Source organism: Serratia ureilytica (genome assembly GCF_013375155.1).
Taxonomy (GTDB): Bacteria; Pseudomonadota; Gammaproteobacteria; order Enterobacterales; family Enterobacteriaceae; genus Serratia; species Serratia ureilytica.
Window position 1 is genome coordinate 436,580 of sequence record NZ_JABXOF010000001.1, and the last position, 19,353, is coordinate 455,932.

At 62.8% G+C, this 19,353-nt stretch carries 15 protein-coding genes and 1 pseudogene; 6 read left to right on the plus strand and 10 right to left on the minus strand.

Annotated features, from left to right (window positions below; genetic code table 11):
- Positions 1–496: 496 nt before the first annotated feature.
- A pseudogene (locus HWW83_RS25625) lies at positions 497–1,321 on the minus strand (DUF3300 domain-containing protein); the annotation flags it as partial.
- Positions 1,322–1,508: 187 nt separating this feature from the next.
- Between HWW83_RS25625 and HWW83_RS02175 the strand changes: the two are divergent.
- Positions 1,509–2,345 (plus strand): N-acetylmuramoyl-L-alanine amidase, encoded by an 837-nt coding sequence (locus HWW83_RS02175; protein ID WP_046686759.1) that lies wholly within the window; start codon positions 1,509–1,511, stop codon positions 2,343–2,345.
- On the opposite strand, the gene HWW83_RS02180 is transcribed toward HWW83_RS02175, so the two are convergent.
- Together HWW83_RS02180 and HWW83_RS02185 are read right to left on the minus strand one after the other, a co-directional pair.
- Entirely contained in the window at positions 2,346–3,356 is a 1,011-nt protein-coding gene (locus HWW83_RS02180) for a 3-beta-hydroxysteroid dehydrogenase (protein ID WP_176588957.1), read from the minus strand.
- 158 nt (positions 3,357–3,514) lie between these two features.
- Positions 3,515–4,954 carry a DUF2867 domain-containing protein gene (locus tag HWW83_RS02185; protein WP_176588958.1) on the minus strand — a complete coding sequence of 480 codons (1,440 nt, stop codon included), beginning with the start codon at positions 4,952–4,954 and terminating at the stop codon, positions 3,515–3,517.
- A gap of 150 nt (positions 4,955–5,104) precedes the next feature.
- On the opposite strand from HWW83_RS02185, the gene HWW83_RS02190 reads away from it, so the two are divergent.
- Complete coding sequence (locus tag HWW83_RS02190) at positions 5,105–5,452, plus strand: DUF1294 domain-containing protein (protein WP_047572068.1); 348 nt, start codon at positions 5,105–5,107, stop codon at positions 5,450–5,452.
- 29 nt (positions 5,453–5,481) lie between these two features.
- Here the strand turns inward: HWW83_RS02190 and ltaE are convergent, their stop codons facing one another.
- From ltaE to HWW83_RS02215, 5 genes are all read right to left on the minus strand, one after another.
- A complete protein-coding gene (ltaE, locus tag HWW83_RS02195; RefSeq protein WP_122016383.1) occupies positions 5,482–6,498 on the minus strand; it encodes a low-specificity L-threonine aldolase in 1,017 nt (338 codons plus the stop codon).
- A 75-nt stretch (positions 6,499–6,573) separates the two neighbouring features.
- Complete coding sequence (poxB, locus tag HWW83_RS02200; RefSeq protein WP_046686762.1) at positions 6,574–8,295, minus strand: ubiquinone-dependent pyruvate dehydrogenase; 1,722 nt, start codon at positions 8,293–8,295, stop codon at positions 6,574–6,576.
- Positions 8,296–8,494: 199 nt separating this feature from the next.
- Positions 8,495–9,496 (minus strand): NADH oxidoreductase, encoded by a 1,002-nt coding sequence (gene hcr, locus HWW83_RS02205; protein ID WP_122016384.1) that lies wholly within the window; start codon positions 9,494–9,496, stop codon positions 8,495–8,497.
- 56 nt (positions 9,497–9,552) lie between these two features.
- Positions 9,553–11,202, minus strand: coding sequence for a hydroxylamine reductase (gene hcp / locus HWW83_RS02210; RefSeq protein ID WP_033650659.1), 1,650 nt, complete (start codon positions 11,200–11,202; stop codon positions 9,553–9,555).
- A 181-nt stretch (positions 11,203–11,383) separates the two neighbouring features.
- The gene (locus HWW83_RS02215; RefSeq protein ID WP_033642544.1) at positions 11,384–12,280 is read right to left on the minus strand and encodes a LysO family transporter; all 897 of its coding nucleotides are present in this window, start codon (positions 12,278–12,280) and stop codon (positions 11,384–11,386) included.
- Positions 12,281–12,467: 187 nt separating this feature from the next.
- Here HWW83_RS02215 and HWW83_RS02220 point away from each other — a divergent pair, with 187 nt between their 5' ends.
- Entirely contained in the window at positions 12,468–14,126 is a 1,659-nt protein-coding gene (locus tag HWW83_RS02220) for an ATP-dependent endonuclease (protein WP_033642546.1), read from the plus strand.
- 14 nt (positions 14,127–14,140) lie between these two features.
- Here the strand turns inward: HWW83_RS02220 and HWW83_RS02225 are convergent, their stop codons facing one another.
- Positions 14,141–15,094, minus strand: coding sequence for a VirK/YbjX family protein (locus HWW83_RS02225; protein ID WP_033642547.1), 954 nt, complete (start codon positions 15,092–15,094; stop codon positions 14,141–14,143).
- A gap of 194 nt (positions 15,095–15,288) precedes the next feature.
- Between HWW83_RS02225 and macA the strand changes: the two genes are divergently transcribed.
- Both macA and macB read left to right on the plus strand, forming a co-directional pair.
- Positions 15,289–16,404 (plus strand): macrolide transporter subunit MacA, encoded by a 1,116-nt coding sequence (gene macA, locus HWW83_RS02230; protein ID WP_033642548.1) that lies wholly within the window; start codon positions 15,289–15,291, stop codon positions 16,402–16,404.
- Positions 16,404–18,350, plus strand: a complete 1,947-nt coding sequence (gene macB / locus HWW83_RS02235) for a macrolide ABC transporter ATP-binding protein/permease MacB (RefSeq protein ID WP_176588959.1) — start codon at positions 16,404–16,406, stop codon at positions 18,348–18,350. The genes macA and macB overlap by 1 nt, the downstream gene beginning before the upstream one ends.
- An 87-nt stretch (positions 18,351–18,437) precedes the next feature.
- On the opposite strand, the gene cspD is transcribed toward macB, so the two are convergent.
- Positions 18,438–18,659 (minus strand): cold shock-like protein CspD, encoded by a 222-nt coding sequence (gene cspD, locus HWW83_RS02240; RefSeq protein ID WP_004928349.1) that lies wholly within the window; start codon positions 18,657–18,659, stop codon positions 18,438–18,440.
- A gap of 355 nt (positions 18,660–19,014) precedes the next feature.
- Here cspD and clpS point away from each other — a divergent pair, with 355 nt between their 5' ends.
- Complete coding sequence (gene clpS, locus HWW83_RS02245; RefSeq protein ID WP_004928347.1) at positions 19,015–19,335, plus strand: ATP-dependent Clp protease adapter ClpS; 321 nt, start codon at positions 19,015–19,017, stop codon at positions 19,333–19,335.
- Positions 19,336–19,353: the final 18 nt, after the last annotated feature.

The window sequence follows — 19,353 nt, forward strand, 5'->3', positions numbered from 1 at the left end:
TGGATGCACCGGCGCAGCGGCCGGCATTGGATGCGTCTGTAGCGGCGCTGAATGAATGTACGGCTGTCGGCTGCTGCGGGTGAGGTGCCGTCGGAACGGCATGCGTGAACGTCGGCGTGCTCATCGGCTGCTGTGCATGAGGCGCGATGACCGGCTGTCGCACGTGCGGGACGGCCGCTACCGGCTGGTGTATGGCTACCGGCTGCTGTACGTGAGGCGCCACCGGCTGGGTATGCGCAAAGTTCGGCAACGTCATCGGCGCGTGGGCCGCAGGCGCGACGTGCGGCTGTTGCGGCGCGCCGATGGGCGTCGGTTGAGTGACGCGGGGCGCCGGCGCGGCGGCGGTATTGTAGTTGTTCACCGTGCTGGTGCTGCTGCGATTCACAGTGTTCACGTTGTTATATTGGTTGATGTTGGTGACGCGATTCACCACGGTGGTGGAATGCGATACGTAGGGCGCATCGCGGTAGACCACCGGTTGGCGTCGATCGTCCCAGCGCATATCCCAGTTGTGCCAGCCGCTGTTGTGCTGATTGAACAATGAGGCGACCGCAATGCCGACACCGAAGCTGATCACGCCGGCCGCCAACATGTCGCCGCCGCTGTAGCCCGAAGGTTGATACCGATAGCTCGGATAGGCTGGGATCGGCGTGCCGTAGGCCACCCAGGGATCATAATGCGGGACGTAAACCGTATCCGGCTGGCTGGGTTCGATGACGATGGTTTCGCCCGGCGCCGCTACCACGCGCTGGCGATAGGGCTGCTGTTCGACATAATGCGTCGTCGGCGCCACGACGATGCGCTGCTGCGGGGTGTTTTTCAGCGTGCCTTGGCTGGCCGCCCGTTGACGCATCACCTGAATGGCGTTCATCACGTCGGTGGGATCGTTTAGGTAGGCGCTGCCCAGGGCGGTGGTCCAGGGGATGTTTTTCGCCATTTGATCGAGCACGTCGGGGAATTGCACCAGGCCGCGCACGCTGGGATCCCAGGGCTGAGCGTCGGCCGCTGAGCTGAGCGCCGCCGGTTGCAAGCCGCGGTTTTGCGCCAGCCAGGCATCCGCGGCGCTGATTTGGTCAGGATAGCCCGCGCCGGCCAACACCTGCGCCAGCAGCTTGTCGGGGAACAGCGCCACCGGGCTGACCAACTGGTACAGTTGATCGGCGCTCAGCGGCGTATAGGCCGGCGCGCTGGCACTCGTGACGGGCGCGGCCGAGGGCGGGGCGCTCCCGCCCATCGCATCGGCGACTTTTTGCCGATCGCAGCCGCTGAGCGGCAGCATGGCGGCACAGAGCAACCAGGACAGATAGCGTGGCGTGAACATGTTCGACTCCGCTCTTTCAGCGCAGATGATACTTTGAGACTATCATGGGCGGGAAAGGCCGCCAGCCGGGAGCAACACTCGCTTGCACATCGGCGCTATCTGTCATTATTTCTCGATGAGCGTGATGATTGGATACAGATCAATCGCGTCGCGTTACATCTTTCACGGACGTCAATCAGGAGGATAAGTGAAAATTTGGCCAGGGATCATCGCCGCCGTGCTGTTGGCGGGATGCCAAAATCCGCAGCAGGACACGCTCGTCGATCGTGGCGCTTACCAGCTCGAAACCTTGCATCAGGCGCAGGGCGCCGATCAGCGCATTCGGTTTCTGGTGATGCACTATACGGCGGAAGACTTTCATTCATCACTGAAAACGCTGACCGATGAACACGTCAGCGCACACTACCTGTTGCCGGCGCACCCGCAGCGCGAACACGGCAAACCGACGGTGTACCGGTTGGTGCCGGAGGCGATGCGCGCCTGGCATGCCGGCACCAGCGGCTGGCGCGGGCGCAGCAATCTCAACGACACCTCGATCGGCATTGAAATCGTCAACAAGGGTTTCACCCGCAGCATGCTGTTCACCCACTGGCAGCCCTACACGGCGGAACAGATCGCCGTGTTGATTCCGCTGAGCCGCGACATTATCCAACGCTATGGCATTCAGCCGCAGGACGTGGTGGGGCACAGCGACATCGCGCCGCAGCGCAAACAGGATCCCGGCCCGCTGTTCCCCTGGCGGCAACTGGCGCAGGCCGGCATCGGCGCCTGGCCGGACGAGGCAGACGTGCAGCGGCTGCTGGCGGGGCGAGACAGACAGGCGCCGGTGCCGCTGGCGCCGCTGCTCGAAAAGCTGGCGCGTTACGGCTACGCGATCGACCCGTCGTGGGATGCGCGGCAGCAGCGCAATGTGCTGGCGGCGTTTCAGATGCATTTCCGGCCCGACGATGTTCGCGGCGAGCCGGATGCAGAGAGTGAGGCGATTATCGATGCGCTGCTGTTGAAGTACGGCGCGTGGCGTTGATTACAGGCCGTGCAGTTTGCCGTGATCTTTCAGCCAGCGGGCGGTGCGCGCGATGCCTTCTTCCAGCGAGACGATCGGCTGATAGCCCAGCTCTTGCTGCGCGCGGGTGGTATCGAGCGTGAGATCGAAGTTGAGTTTGGCGACGCCGTAATGGGTCAGCACCGGCTCCTTTTCGCTTTTGCTGCCCAGGCGCTCCATGCCGCGCGCCATCATGTCGAGCATCGGATAGGGGACGGAGCGGATGCGGCACTTCATGCCCAAATCGTCGATCAGCTGCTGCACCACGGTGCGAAGCGGGCGCGGCTGCTGGTTGGTGATGTTGTAGGCGCGGCCGGACGGCGTGTCTTCTTTTAGCGTCGCCAGCCACATGGCCTGCACCGCATTCTCCAGATAGGTCATGTCCACCATCGCCGCGCCGCCGCGCGGCAGCAGCAGGTTGCCGTAGCGTTTGATCATCTGCAGCAACCGCGGCAGCATCACCTTGTCGTGCGGCCCGAACAGGCCCTGCGGGCGCAAAATGGTGAAATGGGTCTGCGGATTGGACAGCGCCAATTGCTGGATCACCTGCTCGCCGGCGGCCTTGCTGCGCGCGAACTCGTTGGCGTAACGCTGCGGGCGAAAGTCTTCGGTTACGTTGCGGTGATGGTGGTAGTCGAAATAGATCGCCGGGGAAGAGATGTGAATGAACTGCGCCACTCCATAGGCTGCCGCCCATTCGCCGAGGCGGCGGGTGGCGCGGACGTTGGCCAGTTCGAAGGCTTCTTCGGTGCCCCAGGGTGAGGTAAAGCTGGAGCAGTGCCACAGCACATCGACGTCCGCCAGCATCGCTTTGGCCTGCGAAGAGATCAGGTTGGTGAGATCGGCATGAATGAACTCCGCGCCCATTTTTTCCAGCAGGCCACCCATCGCCTGGTTACGACCGGTGGCGCGCACTTTGATGCCCTGGCGGCGCAGATATTCAACGGCGTTACGGCCTAACCCACTGGTGGCACCGGTGACCAATACCTTCATAACGGACTCTATTCTCACCCAAAATCGGAATACCGGCGGGCGCTTGCGGCGCTCCCAGCAAATAAGATGCCATTCTTCCGTGATTTCGTGCGCTATGCAATCGGAAAGCCCCGAAGCACAGCGGCAAACTGTGCGGTTGATCGACAAATGAACGGCATTCAGCGCTGTTGGCGGTCCAGGTTCTCGGCCAGCGTCGCGATGCGCTTCGCCATGCCGCGAAAAATGAACAGGTGCGCGGGCATCATGGCGAACCAATACAGCAGCCCGCTGAAGCCGGCCGGATGCCACCAGGCGCGCACGTCCAGCGTGCGGCGATCGCCGCGATCGGTAATGGTGAAGCTCAGCCGCCCCAGCCCCGGCGCCTTCATGCCGAACAGCAGCGCCAGCTGCCGCAGCGGCTTCAGCGTGATGACTTTCCACCCGTCGATCTCGTCGCCCAGCGCCAGGGACGCGCGCGCCGGGCGGCCATAGACCACGCCGTTGCCGATCATGTCGTCCATGCGGGCGCGGATCCGCCACAGGATATTGGCGTAGAAATAGCCTTCCTCGCCCCCCAACTGCTGCACCGTTTGCCACAGCGCCTGGCTGGAAGCGGCGGTGTCGAGCGAACATCCCGCCTGTTTCGGGTAATAGCCGTAGCCGGGGCGCCAGCGGGCCCGCGCCGCCGGATCGTAGCCCCAGTCGGCGGAATCGACCACCTCCAGTTCGCGCTGCAGCGTGGCGGTGACCGCCTGATCGAAGGTGTGCAGACGTTGCGGGATCAGGGCCTGCAACGGTTTGCCGTCGGCGGGCAGATCGTGCTTCAGGCCCTGGATCAGCGCGCGCGCGATCGGCGTCGGCACCGAGGTGATCAGGCTGATGAACCACACCGAAATCAGCCGCGTCGGCAAGGGGATCGGGATCAGCCAGCGCCGCTTGCCGCTGATGGCGATAAAGCGTTTGAACATATCCTGATAGCTGAGGTATTCAGGCCCGGCGACGTCGAAGATGCGGTGTTCCTCCGCCGGGTGCGCCAGCAGATCGGCAAGGTAAACCAGCAGGTTCTCCAGCGCCACCGGCGAGGACTTCGAGCGCACCCAGCGCGGCGGCGTCAGCACCGGCAGGTTATAGACCATGTCGCGCATCACTTCGAACGCCGCCGAACCGGGGCCGACGATGATGCCGGCGCGCAGCTCGGTCACCGGCACGCCGCTCTGGCGCAGGATCTCGCCGGTCAGGCGGCGCGCCGCCAGGTGCGGCGAACTGTCGTCGTTCGGCTGCAGCGCGCCGAGAAAGATCACCTGCTTGACGCCGGTATTGCGCAGCGCGTCGCGCAGGTTTTCCGCCGCCTGGCGTTCCTTCTCGATAAAGTCGTCGCCGTCGCCCATCGCGTGCACCAGATAGTAAAGCGTATCGATTTCCCACAGCGCCGCGCTCAGGGTTTCCGGGCGGTACAGATCGACATACAGGCAGTTGATCTGCGGCCAGTTCTGCTCCTGCAGCCACTCGATGCGCCGCGCGGCGGCGGTAATCTGGTGCCCCTGTTCGATCAGGTGCGGGATCAGGTTCTGGCCTATATAGCCGCTGGCTCCAAGAACCAGTACGCGTTGGGGTGTCATCGGGCCGCCTTGTGCGGTAGAGGATTGGCAGAACGACAGGATGCCAAATTCAGGGTTTAAATGCACTTTTTGTATGGGTATAAGCCGGTTGCATCCGCCGCGGCGCGAGTTCACACTACGCGCCCCTTATCGCACGAAAAACCGAATGCCATGAAACTCAATGTGATTTGTTACGCCCTGCTGGGCCTGGCGCTGATCGCCAGCCTGTTCTCGCCGCATCCGGTGTGGATGTGGCTGCTGTCGGCCAACCTGCTGACGTTTCTGATCTACGGCGGCGATAAGCTGGCGGCGCACAAGGGATGGCGACGGGTGCCGGAGACGACGCTGTTGCTGTTCGGTGCGCTGGGCGGCTGGTTGGGCGCGCTGCTGGCGCAGCAGCTGTTTCGCCACAAGACCCAGAAGCAGCCGTTTAAAACCTGGTTCATCCTCAGCGTGGCGCTCAATCTGGCGGCGGTGCTGTGGCTGTGGTACTGGGTTTACGGCCGCTGGATCTTCTGAGTGCGGGGCGCGGTCTGCGCCCCGAGCGATCAGGCGTGCTGCTGAAGAAACTCCCGCCACAGTTCGACCACCCGCTGCAGATCCTGACGGCTGACGTCGAGGTGGGTCAGAATGCGCGTCAGCGGGCCGCTGCTGATCAGCACGCCGCGTTCGCGCATCCACGGGCCGAGTTTGGCCGCCAGCGCCGGCGTTTGGCGCAGGTACAGCACGTTGGTCTGCGCACCGGGATCGGCGATCTCTACGCCGATCTGCCGCAGCTGTTGCTCCAGCCAGACCGCGTTGTCATGGTCTTCGCGCAGCCGCGCGACGTTATGCTCCAGCGCGTAGAGGCCGGCCGCCGCCAAAATGCCGGCCTGGCGCAGCCCGCCGCCGGTCATCTTGCGCCAGCGCAGCGCGCGTTGGATGAAAGCCTCGCTGCCGCACAGCAGCGAGCCGACCGGCGCGCCCAACCCTTTCGACAGGCAAATGGTGAAGGTGTCGCAGTACTGCACGATCTCTTTTAGCGGCAGGTTCAGCGCCACGGCGGCGTTGAAGATGCGCGCGCCGTCGATATGCAACGCCAACTGCCGCTCGCGGGTAAACTGCCACGCCTGCTGTAGATAGGCCTGCGGCAAGACTCTGCCGCTTATGGTGTTTTCCAGGCTCAACAGCCGGGTGCGGGCGAAGTGGATATCGTCGGGTTTGATGGCGGCGGCGAGCTTGTCCAGCGGCAGCGTGCCGTCGGCGTCGGCCTCGATCGGCTGCGGCTGGATACTGCCCAGCACCGCTGCGCCGCCGGCTTCGTATTTGTAGTTGTGCGCCTGCTGGCCGACCAGATATTCATCGCCGCGCTGGCAGTGGCTCAGCAGCGCCACCAGGTTGGCCTGGGTGCCGCTGGGCAGAAACAGCGCCGCTTCTTTGCCCGACAGACGCACCGCTTCCGCCTCCAGCGCGTTGACCGTCGGATCATCGCCGTAGACGTCGTCGCCGACTTCTGCCTGAGCCATCGCCTGGCGCATGGCGGCGCTGGGGCGGGTGACGGTGTCGCTGCGTAGATCGATAAGCATAGGGTTCCTGGAATATAAGGGAGAGGAAAAGGGTACATGGCATCATATACCCTTTATTTCACCGGGGCAGCTTGCTTAGCGCAGCCAGTTAGTTTTCGCCAGCTCGACCACTTCGTCGCCGCGGCCGTTGATGATGGCGCGCAGCATGTACAGGCTGAAGCCTTTCGCCTGTTCGAACTTGATCTGCGGCGGCATCGCCAGTTCTTGCTTGGCGGTGACCACGTCCAGCAGCGCCGGGCCGGGGTGCGCCAACATCTCCTGCAGCGCGCCGTCCAGATCGGAGGCTTTTTCCACGCGGATGCCCTTGATGCCCGCGGCATTGGCGATCGCCGCGAAGTCCGGATTATGCAGATCGGTGCCGTCGGTCAGATAGCCGCCGGCCTTCATCTCCATCGCCACGAATCCCAGCACGCTGTTGTTGAACACCACGATTTTCACCGGCAGCTTGAGCTGCGCCAGCGACAGGAAATCGCCCATCAGCATGGTGAAGCCGCCGTCGCCGCACATGGCGATCACCTGTTTATCCGGCGCGGTGGCCTGAGCGCCGATCGCCTGCGGCATGGCGTTGGCCATCGAACCGTGGTTGAACGAACCGAGCAGGCGACGCTTGCCGTTCATTTTCACGTAGCGGGCGGCCCACACCGTCGGCGTGCCGACGTCGCAGGTGAAGATGGCCTCGTCGCTGGCATAGTGGCTGAGCTGCTGCGCCAGATACTGCGGGTGGATCGGTTGGTCGTCGCCGGCGGTCGCCAGCCCGTCGAGATCCTTGCGCGCGTTGCGGTAATGCTCCAGCGCCTTGTCTAGGAACGCCCGATCGCGCTTCGGCTCCAGCTGCGGCAGCAGGGCGGTGAGGGTGGTGTGGATGTCGCCCACCAGCGCCATATTGACCGGGCAGTGCGCGCCGATGCTGCCGGGGTTGATGTCGATCTGAATGATGTTGGCGTTGGTGGGGTAGAACGCCCGATAGGGGAACTGGGTGCCGAGCAGCACCAGCGTGTCGGCGTTCATCATCGCGTGATAACCGGAGGAGAAACCGATCAGTCCAGTCATGCCGACGCTGTACGGGTTGTCCCATTCGATATGTTCTTTACCGCGCAGCGCGTGCACCACCGGCGCCTGCAGCAGCTCGGCCAGCTTGACCACTTCATCGTGCGCGCCGGCGCAGCCGCTGCCGCACATCAGGGTGATGTTCTTCGCCTTGTTCAGCGTTTCCGCCAGCTTGTTCAGCTCGCTCATCGGTGGCTGCACCAGCGGCAGCGCCGGGGTATGCCAGGTCAGGGTCGCGTCTTCCGGCGCCATGCGCAGCGCCACGTCGCCCGGCAAGACGACCACCGAGACGCCGCGGTTGAGGATCGCCTTGCGCATGGCGATCTCCAGCACGCGCGGCAGCTGTTCCGGGTTGGAAACCAGCTCGCAATAGTGGCTGCATTCGCGGAACAGCTCCTGCGGATGGGTTTCCTGGAAGTAGCCGCTGCCGATTTCGCTGGAAGGGATGTGTGCGGCGATCGCCAGCACTGGCACATGGTTGCGGTGGCAGTCGAACAGGCCGTTGATCAGATGCAGGTTGCCGGGGCCGCAGGAACCGGCGCACACCGCCAACTGGCCGGTAAGCTGGGCTTCGGCGCCGGCGGCGAAGGCGGCCACCTCTTCATGGCGGGTGCCCAGCCATTCGATGGTGCCCATGCGGTGCAGGCTGTCGCTAAGGCCGTTGAGCGAATCGCCGGTCACGCCCCAAATGCGTTTTACGCCGGCTTGATCCAGCGTTTTGGCGATCAGTGTGGCTACGGTTTGCTTCATGGTTCCCCCAAACATGGTTTGAAAAACGATGTGTACTCGATCCGGTGAGTGGCAGCAGAACAACTGCAAGCATAGCTTACCGGCTGTGGACGAGATGCGGTCAGGAAGGGTAAAGAGCGTAGAACGGGGAAAAGTGTAACCGGGCTGGGCGCGGGGAACTTGCCGATAAATGCCCCATCGCGGTGATGGGGCCAGGGGATCACGCCAGCGTGACGTCACCCTGCAGTTGGCAACTGCAGGCCAGCACGTAGCCTTGCGCTATTTCTTCCGCGCTCAGCGTCATGGTGCTGGTGGTGGTGTAGTCGCCCTCGAGGATGCGGGTTTTGCATGAGCCGCACACCCCGGCGCGACAGGCGGCGTTGACCGGCAGGGCATGGGCCTCCATCGCCGCCAGCAGCGTGCTGCCGACCGGCACGCGGAATTCGCGCAGCGGGCGGGCGGCGCGCAGCGTCAGCCCTTCGGTGGCATCGGCCTGCGCCGTCGGCGTGTGGAACTGCTCTTTATGGAAACGCTCGGCCGGCACGCCGAGCCGGCGACAAAGCTGCTCCACCTGATCCATGTAGGGCGCAGGACCGCAGGTCATCACCGTGCGTTCGGCGATATCCGGCGCCGCCTGCCGCAGCGTCTGTTCATCGATACGGCCGCTGAGGTAGCCGGGTTGCAGATCCTGCTCGGCCATCAGCGTCAGGCGCAGCTGCGGATGGGCGGCGCACAGCGCGCGCCACTGATCGGCGAAAATCGTGTCGGCGGGGGTGCGCACGTTAAAGATCACGGCGATATCGCAGGTTGGACGGTTGGCGGTCAGCCAGCGGCACATCGAGACGATCGGCGTCACGCCGCAGCCGGCCGCCAGCATCAGATAACGATCGGCCGGGTGACGCTCGCAGCTGAACTCGCCCTGTGCGTCGGACAGCCACAGCGTGTTGCCGGGCTTGACCTCTTGCGTCAGCCAGCGCGATCCGGCGCCGTCCGGCAGGCAGCGCACGCTGATGCTGAGAAAGCGGCTCTGGCCAGGCGAGGAGGAGAGCGTATAGGCGCGCAGCGTCTCCTCGCTGTTGCGGATGCTGACCAGCGCAAACTGGCCGGCCTGGTAAGGATAGAAAACGTCGCAGATCAGGTTCAGCGTCCAGACGTCGGCGGTTTCACGCCGGATGGAATGCACCTGCATGCGGTTCGGGCAAAGCGGAGTGGGTTGAGTCATCGGGGCACCTCAAAAAGCAAAGGGGCCGGCGCAGGCGGCCCCATAACGTAACGGCATCAGGCGAGCAGCGCTGCGATATCCTGCTCGACGGTGGTGATCGGACGCAGGCCGAATTTCTCGTTGAGGATCGCCATCAGGTTGTCGGTCAGGAAGCCCGGCGCGGTCGGGCCGGTGACGATGTTTTTCACCCCCAGCGACAGCAGCGTCAACAGAATGACGATCGCCTTCTGTTCAAACCAGGACAGCACCAGGCTGAGCGGCAGCTCGTTGACGCTGCAGCCGAGCGTGTCCGCCAGCTTGACCGCCAGCATGATGGCGGAGTAGGCGTCGTTGCACTGGCCGACGTCCAGCAGGCGCGGCAGCCCTTCCAGGGTGCCGAAGTCCAGCTTGTTGAAACGGTACTTGCCGCAGGCCAGCGTCATGATCAGGCAGTCTTGCGGCACGCTGCGGGCGAAGTCGGTGAAGTAGCTGCGCTCGTCGCGGCTGCCGTCGCAGCCGCCGACCAGGAAGACGTGGCGCAGTTTTTTCTGCGACACCAGATCGATCACCGTGTCGGCGGCGTTCAGCAGCGTCTGGCGGCCGAAGCCGACGGTGATCAGGTGCTCGATCTCGGTGTAAGGGAAGCCGTTCATGCCCTGCGCCTGGCGGATCACGGCGCCGAAGTCGTCGCCTTCCAGATGGTTGACGCCCGGCCAGCCGACGATGCTGCGGGTCCAGATGCGATCGCCGTAGTTGCCGACGTTAGGATCGATGATGCAGTTGGAGGTCATCACGATCGGGCCAGGGAATTTGGCGAATTCCGTCTGCTGGTTTTGCCAGCCGCTGCCGTAGTTGCCCACCAGGTGCTTGAATTTTTTCAGTTCCGGATAGCCGTGCGCCGGCAGCATTTCACCGTGGGTGTAGACGTTGACGTTTTGCCCTTCGGTTTGCTCGAGCAGCATGCGCAGATCTTTGAGATCGTGGCCGGAAATCAGAATGGCTTTCCCGGCCACCGGGCGCACGTTGACTGCGCTGGGCTGCGGATCGCCGTAGGCCTGGGTCTCACCGCGATCGAGGATCGCCATCACGTTGAAGTTCATCTTGCCGATGCCCATGGCGTTGTTCAGCAGGGTATCGACGTCGCGCGGCCGGGTGCCGAGCCAGGCCATAAAGGCGTGGTAGTCGGCATAGAGTTGCTCGTCGAACTGGCCGAGCACGTGCGCGTGTTCCATATAGGCCGCCGCGCCTTTCAGGCCGTACAGGCACAGCATGCGCAAACCGTGTACGTCGTCGCCTACCTCGGCCTTGTCGCTGTTGAGGGCAAACTGCGCCGCCTGTTGCAGCAGCGCAGGCATATCGTCACCGGCCAGCTGCAGTGCCGCCATCGGGTGATCGACGCGCACGCCGGCGTCCAGCAGCCGGCAACGGGCGGCCAGCGAATCGCGCAGCAGCAGGGTTTCCCGCGCGTAGCCGATGATGCGCTGGGAGTCGAAGTTGACGTTGGTCAGGGTGGAGAAGAAGGCGCGCGGGGCGAAGCTGTCGATCTCATGGTCGACGATGCCCAGCGAACGCGCCTGCAGCGCCCAGGCGGAGAGGCCCTGCAGCGCCGCCACCAGCAGATCCTGCAGATCGGAGGTTTCCGCCGTTTTGCCGCACATGCCCTGAGCATACGCGCAGCCGTTGCCTGCCGGGGTTCGAATGGTTTGTTCACATTGCACACAGAACATAGTCGCTTCCTTTTATTTTTAAAGTTGCATTTGTAATGCTTGTTTAAAAGCATAGATCGGCGATCGGGGTTGCAAAAGGCTTTTGTGCGACTACTGCGGGCAAGTTTGATTTAGCGCAATTTTGCCGTGCGGATGGGAATGATTACGCTTTGGGGGCCGGGTGGCCCCCAAGGGGAAAGGATCAGGAGAACAGGGCGATCAGCACCGGCGCCAGCAGGCTCAGCAGGAAGCCGTGCACGATGGCGGGCGGCACCATGTCCAGTCCGCCGCTGCGCTGCAGCACCGGCAGGGTGAAGTCCATCGAGGTGGCGCCGCACAGGCCGAGGGCGGTGGAGCGGCTGCGGCGCACCAGCGTCGGGATCAGCATGATCGCCACCAGCTCGCGTGCCAGATCGTTGAAGAACGCGGCGCTGCCCATCACCGGGCCGTAGGCGTCGGTGATCAGAATGCCGGACAGCGAGTACCAGCCGAAGCCAGAGGCCATCGCCAGCCCGGCCTTGACCGGCAGCCCCAGCAGCTGCGCCGCCAGCGCGCCGCCGGCCAGAGACGCGACGACCACCGCCAGCGCCACCAGCGTGCCGCGGCGGTTGAGCACGATCTGGCGCAGCGTCATGCCGCTGTTGCGCAGCTGAATGCCGACCAGCAACAGCAGGAAGATCAGCGCATATTCGCTGCCTTTATGGGCGAACTGCAGCCATTGCCACTGCGTCAGGCCGAGCAGGAAGCCGCCGAGCACCACGCCGCACAGCTTGAGCGACTCCAGCGCCATATGCACGCGCGAAGGCAGCTTTTCCTGTTTATGGCTGCTGCGCCACGGCATGCGCCGCTCCAGCAGCGCCAGCAACAGCAGATTGGCGCAGAGAATGCAGAAGAAGAACGCTGCGCTGTACTGGAAGATCAGCATCAGATTGCTGCTGAGATTCTCCATAAACGCCAGGCTGATGCCCATGAAAAACAGGATCACATACACCATCCAGCTCAGCAGGCGGTTGATCAGCACCAGCAGCGGGCGATGGCGTAAGGGAATGAGGTAACCGACAATCAACGGTAACAGAATAATCAACAGTCCTGAGTACATGGTGCAACGAGTGTCCTTGAGTTTTGATGCGCGACGAACGGCGGCGAGGAGCACACGCTAACCAAAAGCCCGGCCGGAGTAAAGCGGCAGATTTGACGCTGGCCGCTTGACCTGCAAGGGGTTTTTTGACCATGCTCTGTGAAAGTCGCCTCATTGAAGAGGCGACGGCGCGCACGGGAGGCGGCGGATGTTCTTGGAGCGTATCGAAATTGTAGGTTTTCGCGGTATTAATCGGCTGTCCCTGATGCTGGACGATAACACGTTGTTGCTCGGCGAAAACGCCTGGGGTAAATCCAGCCTGCTGGATGCGCTGACGCTGCTGCTGGCGCCGGAGCAGAAACTGTATCGATTTGAAGCGCACGACTTCCATTTTCCCCCCGGTGAGGAGGCGGCCAAAGAGCGCCACCTGCAGGTGGTATTCACCTTCTGCGAGAAAGACATCGGCCACGCGCACCTGCCGCGCTACCGCCATCTGACGCCGTTGTGGGTCAAGGGGGAAGACGGCCTGAGCCGCATTCACTACCGCTGCGAGGGCGAGCTGGCCGATGACGGTACGGTGTGTACCTGGCGCGGTTTTCTCGACGCCGACGGCAACGCCTTTCAACTGCACCATATCGAACAGCTGGCCCACGCCATCATCCGCATCCACCCGGTTTTGCGCCTGCGCGACGCGCGCTTTATTCGCCGCCTGCGCCCCAGCAGCCTCGGCGATGAACGCAAACCCGATACCCAGGCGTTGGCGCAGCAGCTGGATCAGCTGACGCGCGAGCTGGTGCGCAATCCGCAGAAGCTGACCAACGGCGAGCTGCGTCAGGGGCTGGCGGCGATGCAGCAGTTGCTCGAGCACTACTTTGCCGAGCAGAGCTCGCAGGTGGCGCGGCCGCGCCGCCGCGGCGGTGAACCGGAGCAGGACGCCTGGCGCGCGCTGGACGGCATCAACCGCATGGTCGCCGAGCCGAACAGCCGCAGCATGCGTCTGATCCTGCTGGGCATGTTTTCCACCCTGCTGCAGGCCAAGGGCGACGTCAAGCTGGATCCGCACGCCCGGCCGCTGCTGCTGGTGGAAGACCCGGAAACTCGCCTGCATCCGATCATGCTCTCGGTGGCCTGGGGGCTGCTCAATCAGCTGCCGCTGCAGCGCATCACCACCACCAACTCCAGCGAACTGGTGTCGCTGGTGCCGGTGGAGCACGTCTGCCGGCTGGTGCGCGAGTCGGGCCGGGTCGCGACCTACCGTCTCGGGCCGCGCGGGTTGAGCGCCGAAGACGGACGGCGCATCGCGTTTCACATCCGTTTCAACCGGCCGTCGTCGCTGTTCGCCCGTTGCTGGCTACTGGTGGAAGGCGAGACCGAAGTGTGGCTGCTGAACGAGCTGGCGCGCCAGTGCGGCTACCATTTCGAGGCGGAAGGGGTGCGGGTCATCGAATTCGCCCAGTGCGGCCTGAAGCCGCTGCTGCGCTTCGCCCGCCGCATGGGCATCGAGTGGCATGCGCTGGTGGACGGCGACGAGGCGGGCAAAAAGTACGCCAATACCGTGCGCAGCCTGCTGGACAATCATGAAGACAACGAGCGCGATCGGCTGACCGCGCTGCCGGCGCCGGACATGGAGCACTTCATGTTCCGCGAAGGGTTCGGCCCGGTTTATCACCGGATGGCGTCGGTGCCGCTCAACGCGCAGATGCCGGTGCGCAAGGTGATCCTGAAAGCGGTCCACCACTCTTCGAAGCCGGATCTGGCGATCGAGGTCGCGATGCAGGCCGGCGAATGGGGCACGGACTCGGTGCCGCCGCTGCTGAAGAAAATGTTCTCACGGGTGATCTGGCTGGCGCGCGGCCGGGCGGACTGACGGCCCGCCGGGTGTTATCGGGCGCAGAAGTGCGCCGCCAATCCCTGTTCCAGCTCGTCCAGCAGCTGATAGCGGCGGCGATACTCGGCGCGCTTCTTGCTGGCGATCTCTTCGATCGGCTTGCGGGCGATGCGTTCGGGCAGCAGGAAATAGCCGCTGTCGAGCGGTTTGGCGCCCATCGACAGCCAGAACTGATCGTAATCGGCGTGCAGCTTGTCCTTCTTCTTACTCTGGTAGCGCCAGTTTTGATAGATATGGGTGGCGTTGCCGACCGCCACAATCTGGCGGATGCCGAGGTGCCGCGCCAGCGTGCAGATGCCTTCCAGCACCAGCCGTTTAGGGAACAGGCCGTGACACTCTTTGGTGGTGTGCTGGATCTCGGCGTGCGGCACGTCATGGTTCGCGCCCTGCAGGCCGCCGATGAACAACGTCGGCTGCTGCTGATAATGCATCAGCGCAAAGGTGATCTCCGCCAGCATCACGCCGTTGGCGTTGCGCAGCAGCAGCGTGGCTTCCCCTTCCTTATTCAGTTTGTCGATCGCCGCCAGCTCCAGCGTGATCGGCGCTTCGTTCTTGCCCATCGCGCTGGCCAGCACGAAGGCGTGCGGGCCGAGGTGGCCGAGGCGCATCTTCAGCGGCATGCGCTGTACGATGAGATCGTAATGATCGCGCAGGGCGAACAGGCATTCGATCTTGCTCATGTTGGCCGCCAGGTAGGGACGATGCAGTTTGCACGGCAGGTTCGGCTGCGCGCTCAGGATCTCCTCCAGCAGCGGATTGCTGGCCAGGGTGCTGAGCAGGCCGCTGGTGGTGCGCCAGTTGAGCAGCGAACGGCCGAGAAACTTCAGGCGAAACGAGGTTTTTTTCCAGGCGTTGCTCGGTGCCTTTTCGCCATTGATCAGCGCCGTCATCAGTTGCCAGCCGTTAAGCGGCCGGGCGGAGGCGAGTGGGTAGCTGAGCTGTGACATGATGAAATCCTTGGCTGTGTTGAATGGCGCTATTTCATCAAGGCTTCACTAAACGGGAGTTCAATGCCGAACTGTAACCAAGCGTGTCTCCACATTGTGTTGAGCTAAGGTTTAGTTATTCCCTACGGTGCGTGCTAATTTAGCTCCGCCGCCGCAATGGGCGGTCGATATTCACAAGCACAGGCAGGTCAATTTTGACAGGGTTTAAAGGACATAAACGCCGCTGGATACTCGCACTGGCGGTGATTGCGGCGATTGCCGCGGCGGCCGTTTGGCACTTCCGCCATCCGGCGCCGACCGATTTCAAAACGGTAAAGGTCACCAAGCGCGATCTGCAGCAGAACGTGTTGGCGACCGGCCAGCTGGACGCAGTGCGCAAGGTTGACGTCGGCGCGCAGGTCAGCGGGCAGTTGGAAAAGCTGTATGTCGAGATCGGCGACAAGGTGAAGAAAGGTCAGTTGCTGGGGGTTATCGATCCGCAACAGGCGCAGAACAGCATCCGTGAAGGCGAGGCGACGCTGCGCGAGCTGCATGCGCAGCTGCTGCAGGCGCAGGCGGAACAGCAGCTGGCGGCGGTTACGCTGCAGCGCAACCAGGCGCTGGCCAAACTGCAGGCGGTATCGCGTCAGGATCTGGATCAGGCGGCGACGCAGCTGGCGGTGAAGAAGGCGCAGGTAGGCACCATCAATGCGCAGATCGCCCGCAACCAGGCCAGCCTGGATACCGCCAAGATCAATTTGGCCTATACCCGCATCGAAGCGCCGATGGATGGCGACGTGGTGCAGATCACCACGCTGCAGGGCCAGACGGTGATCGCGGCGCAACAGGCGCCGAACATTCTGACGCTGGCGGATCTCGGCACCATGCTGGTGAAGGCGCAGGTCTCGGAGGCCGACGTCATTAACCTCAAGCCGGGTCAGAAGGCCTGGTTCACGGTGCTGGGCGATCCGACCCGGCGCTTCGACGGCGTGCTGAAAGACATTCAGCCGACGCCGGAAAAGGTCAACAACGCCATCTTCTATTACGCGCGTTTCGAAGTGCCCAACCCGGAAAGGCTGCTGCGCTTGCAAATGACGGCGCAGGTGCACATTCAACTGGCCGGCGTCCAGCAGGCGCTGGTGATCCCGCTGGCGGCGCTGGGCGATCAGATCGCCGACAATCGCTACCACGTTTCGGTGCTGAAACAGGGCAAGGAAGAGAAGCGTGAGGTGGCCATCGGCCTGCGCAACAATATCGATGTGCAGATCCTCAGCGGGCTCGAGGCGGGCGATGAGGTGATCGTCAGCCGCGGCGGCGTGGAGGCCGGCTGATGGCGGCGCCGTTGCAGCTGAACGGCATTCGCCGCAGCTACCGTTCCGGCGAGCAGACGGTGGAGGTGCTGAAGGGGATCAGTCTGAGCATCGACGCCGGTGAAATGGTGGCGATCATGGGGGCTTCCGGCTCCGGCAAATCGACGCTGATGAACATTCTCGGCTGCCTGGACAAGCCGAGCGCCGGCGTCTATCGGGTGGCCGGCCAGGACGTGGCGACGCTGAGCGACGATGCGCTGGCGCAGCTGCGGCGCGAGCATTTCGGCTTTATCTTTCAGCGTTATCATCTGCTGCCTCACCTGAGCGCGGCGCATAACGTCGAGGTGCCAGCGGTGTACGCCGGGCTGGGCAAAGCGGCGCGGCGCGAACGGGCGGAGGCGCTGTTGCGCCGTCTGGGGCTGGGGGAGCGCGTCAACTATCGGCCAAGCCAGCTTTCCGGCGGTCAGCAGCAGCGCGTCAGTATCGCCCGCGCGTTGATGAACGGCGGGCAGGTGATCCTGGCGGATGAACCGACCGGTGCACTCGACAGCCACTCCGGTGAAGAGGTGATGGCGATCCTCAAACAGCTGTGCGCCCAGGGCCACACGGTGATCCTGGTGACCCACGATCCGGCGGTGGCGCGCCAGGCGGAGCGGATCATCGAGATCCGCGACGGCGAAATCATTGCCGACTCGCGTCCGGCGCCGCCGGAGGATACCCAGGCCAAGCCGCTGGCGCTGGCCGCCGCCGCGCCCTCCTGGCGGCAGATGGGCGGTCGTTTTCGCGAAGCGCTGGTGATGGCCTGGCGCGCGATGGCGGCCAACAAGATGCGTACCGCGCTGACCATGCTCGGTATCATTATCGGCATCGCCTCGGTGGTATCGATCCTGGTGATCGGCGACGCCGCCAAGCAGATGGTGCTGGCGGATATTAAATCGATCGGCACCAACACCGTCGATATCTACCCCGGCAAGGACTTCGGCGACGACGATCCGACCTACCGGCAATCGTTGAAATACGGCGATCTCGACGCGCTGCGCGAACAGCCGTACATCAGCGCGCTGTCGCCGAGCATCAGCAGCAGCATGCGGCTGCGGCTGGGCAACGTCGACGCGGCGGCCAACGTCAACGGCGTCAGCGAGCAGTTCTTCCGCGTGTACGGCATGAGCTTTACCCAGGGCGTCGGCATCGACCCGATGCAGGTGCAGTCACAGGCGCAGACGGTGGTGATCGACGCCAATACCCAACGGCGGCTGTTCCCGCACCAAAAAAACGTGGTGGGCGAGGTGATCCTGGTGGGCAACATGCCGGCGACGGTGGTCGGCGTGGCTAAAGAGAAGCAGTCGATGTTCGGCAGCAGCAAGACGCTGAACGTGTGGGTGCCATACAGCACCATGGCCAACCGGCTGATGGGCAACAGCTATTTCGATTCGATCACCGTGCGCATCCGCGACGGCTACGACAGCAAGGAAGCGGAACAACAGCTGTCGCGTCTGCTGACGTTGCGCCACGGCAAGAAGGATTTCTTCACCTATAACATGGACAGCCTGGTGCAAACTGCGGAGAAAACCACTCGCACGCTGCAGCTGTTCCTGACGCTGGTGGCGGTGATTTCGCTGGTGGTGGGCGGCATCGGCGTGATGAACATCATGCTGGTGTCGGTGACCGAGCGCACGCGTGAGATCGGCATCCGCATGGCGGTGGGCGCGCGTTCCGGCGATGTGTTGCAGCAGTTCCTGATCGAGGCGGTCTTGGTCTGCCTGGTGGGGGGCGCGCTGGGGATTACGTTGTCGTTCGCTATCGGTTTGGCGGTGCAGCTGGTGTTGCCGGGTTGGCAGATCAGTTTCCCGCCGGCGGCGTTGCTGAGCGCGTTCCTCTGTTCCACCGGCATCGGCGTGGTGTTCGGCTATCTGCCGGCGCGCAATGCCGCGCGGCTGAATCCGATCGATGCGCTGGCGCGCGAGTAAGTCACAGGCATAAAAAATGCCAGTCACACGGCGGCTGGCATTTTTATCGCAGTCAGAGTCAGTGCAGCGCGACGCTGCCGGAAGCGTTTAGGACAGCGCCTCGCTTTCCACTGGCACAATAAGACTGGCATGGTTGCCTTTGGGCCCTTGATGCACGTCAAAGCTGACCTGCTGGCCCGCCTTCAACGTTCTGTAACCATCCATCTTGATTGTGGAATAATGCGCGAAAATATCTTCGCCGCCGCCGGCTGGGCAGATGAAGCCAAAACCTTTGGCGTTGTTAAACCATTTAACAGTACCCGTCTCCATGCTTTTACATCCCTCGCAACGCTATTTTAAGTGAGATGAATAACTGATTTCGCACTCGCCGTGGGCGAGTAGCAGGGTGGACAAGGGGTGGTTAAAAGACCACCAGCCACGAATTTACACTCTAGAGCAAATGATCGGGGCGTCAAGGGATCGGCTTTTGTCGGCGGGGAGCAGTTCACCAAAGTTTGAAGCAGGTAACGCTATTGCCACGATTCAGTCACAATTGGCCCGTTTTTTTGCGCACGTTACAGTGCGGCGGGACGATGCCGAAGATGATAAAATAGTAACTATCCCCACTTTGAATAACCGAAACCTGTCCCCATATCAGAGGGCAGAGCAGAGAAGATGAGCAGCGATGGGCAATAACAACGATTGGCTAAACTTTGAACACTTGGCCGAAGAAAAACAAATCGATGCGGTAAAACCGCCGTCTATGTATAAAGTTATACTTAACAACGACGATTACACACCGATGGAATTTGTGATTGACGTTCTGCAAAAGTTCTTTTCTTATGATATTGAACGCGCAACGCAACTGATGCTCACGGTCCACTATCAAGGCAAGGCGATCTGTGGTGTTTTTACCGCCGAGGTGGCGGAAACCAAAGTCGTCCATGTGAACCGGTACGCAAGGGAGAACGAGCATCCGTTGCTTTGTACGCTGGAAAAAGCCTGAATAAGGCAATCTATTGGG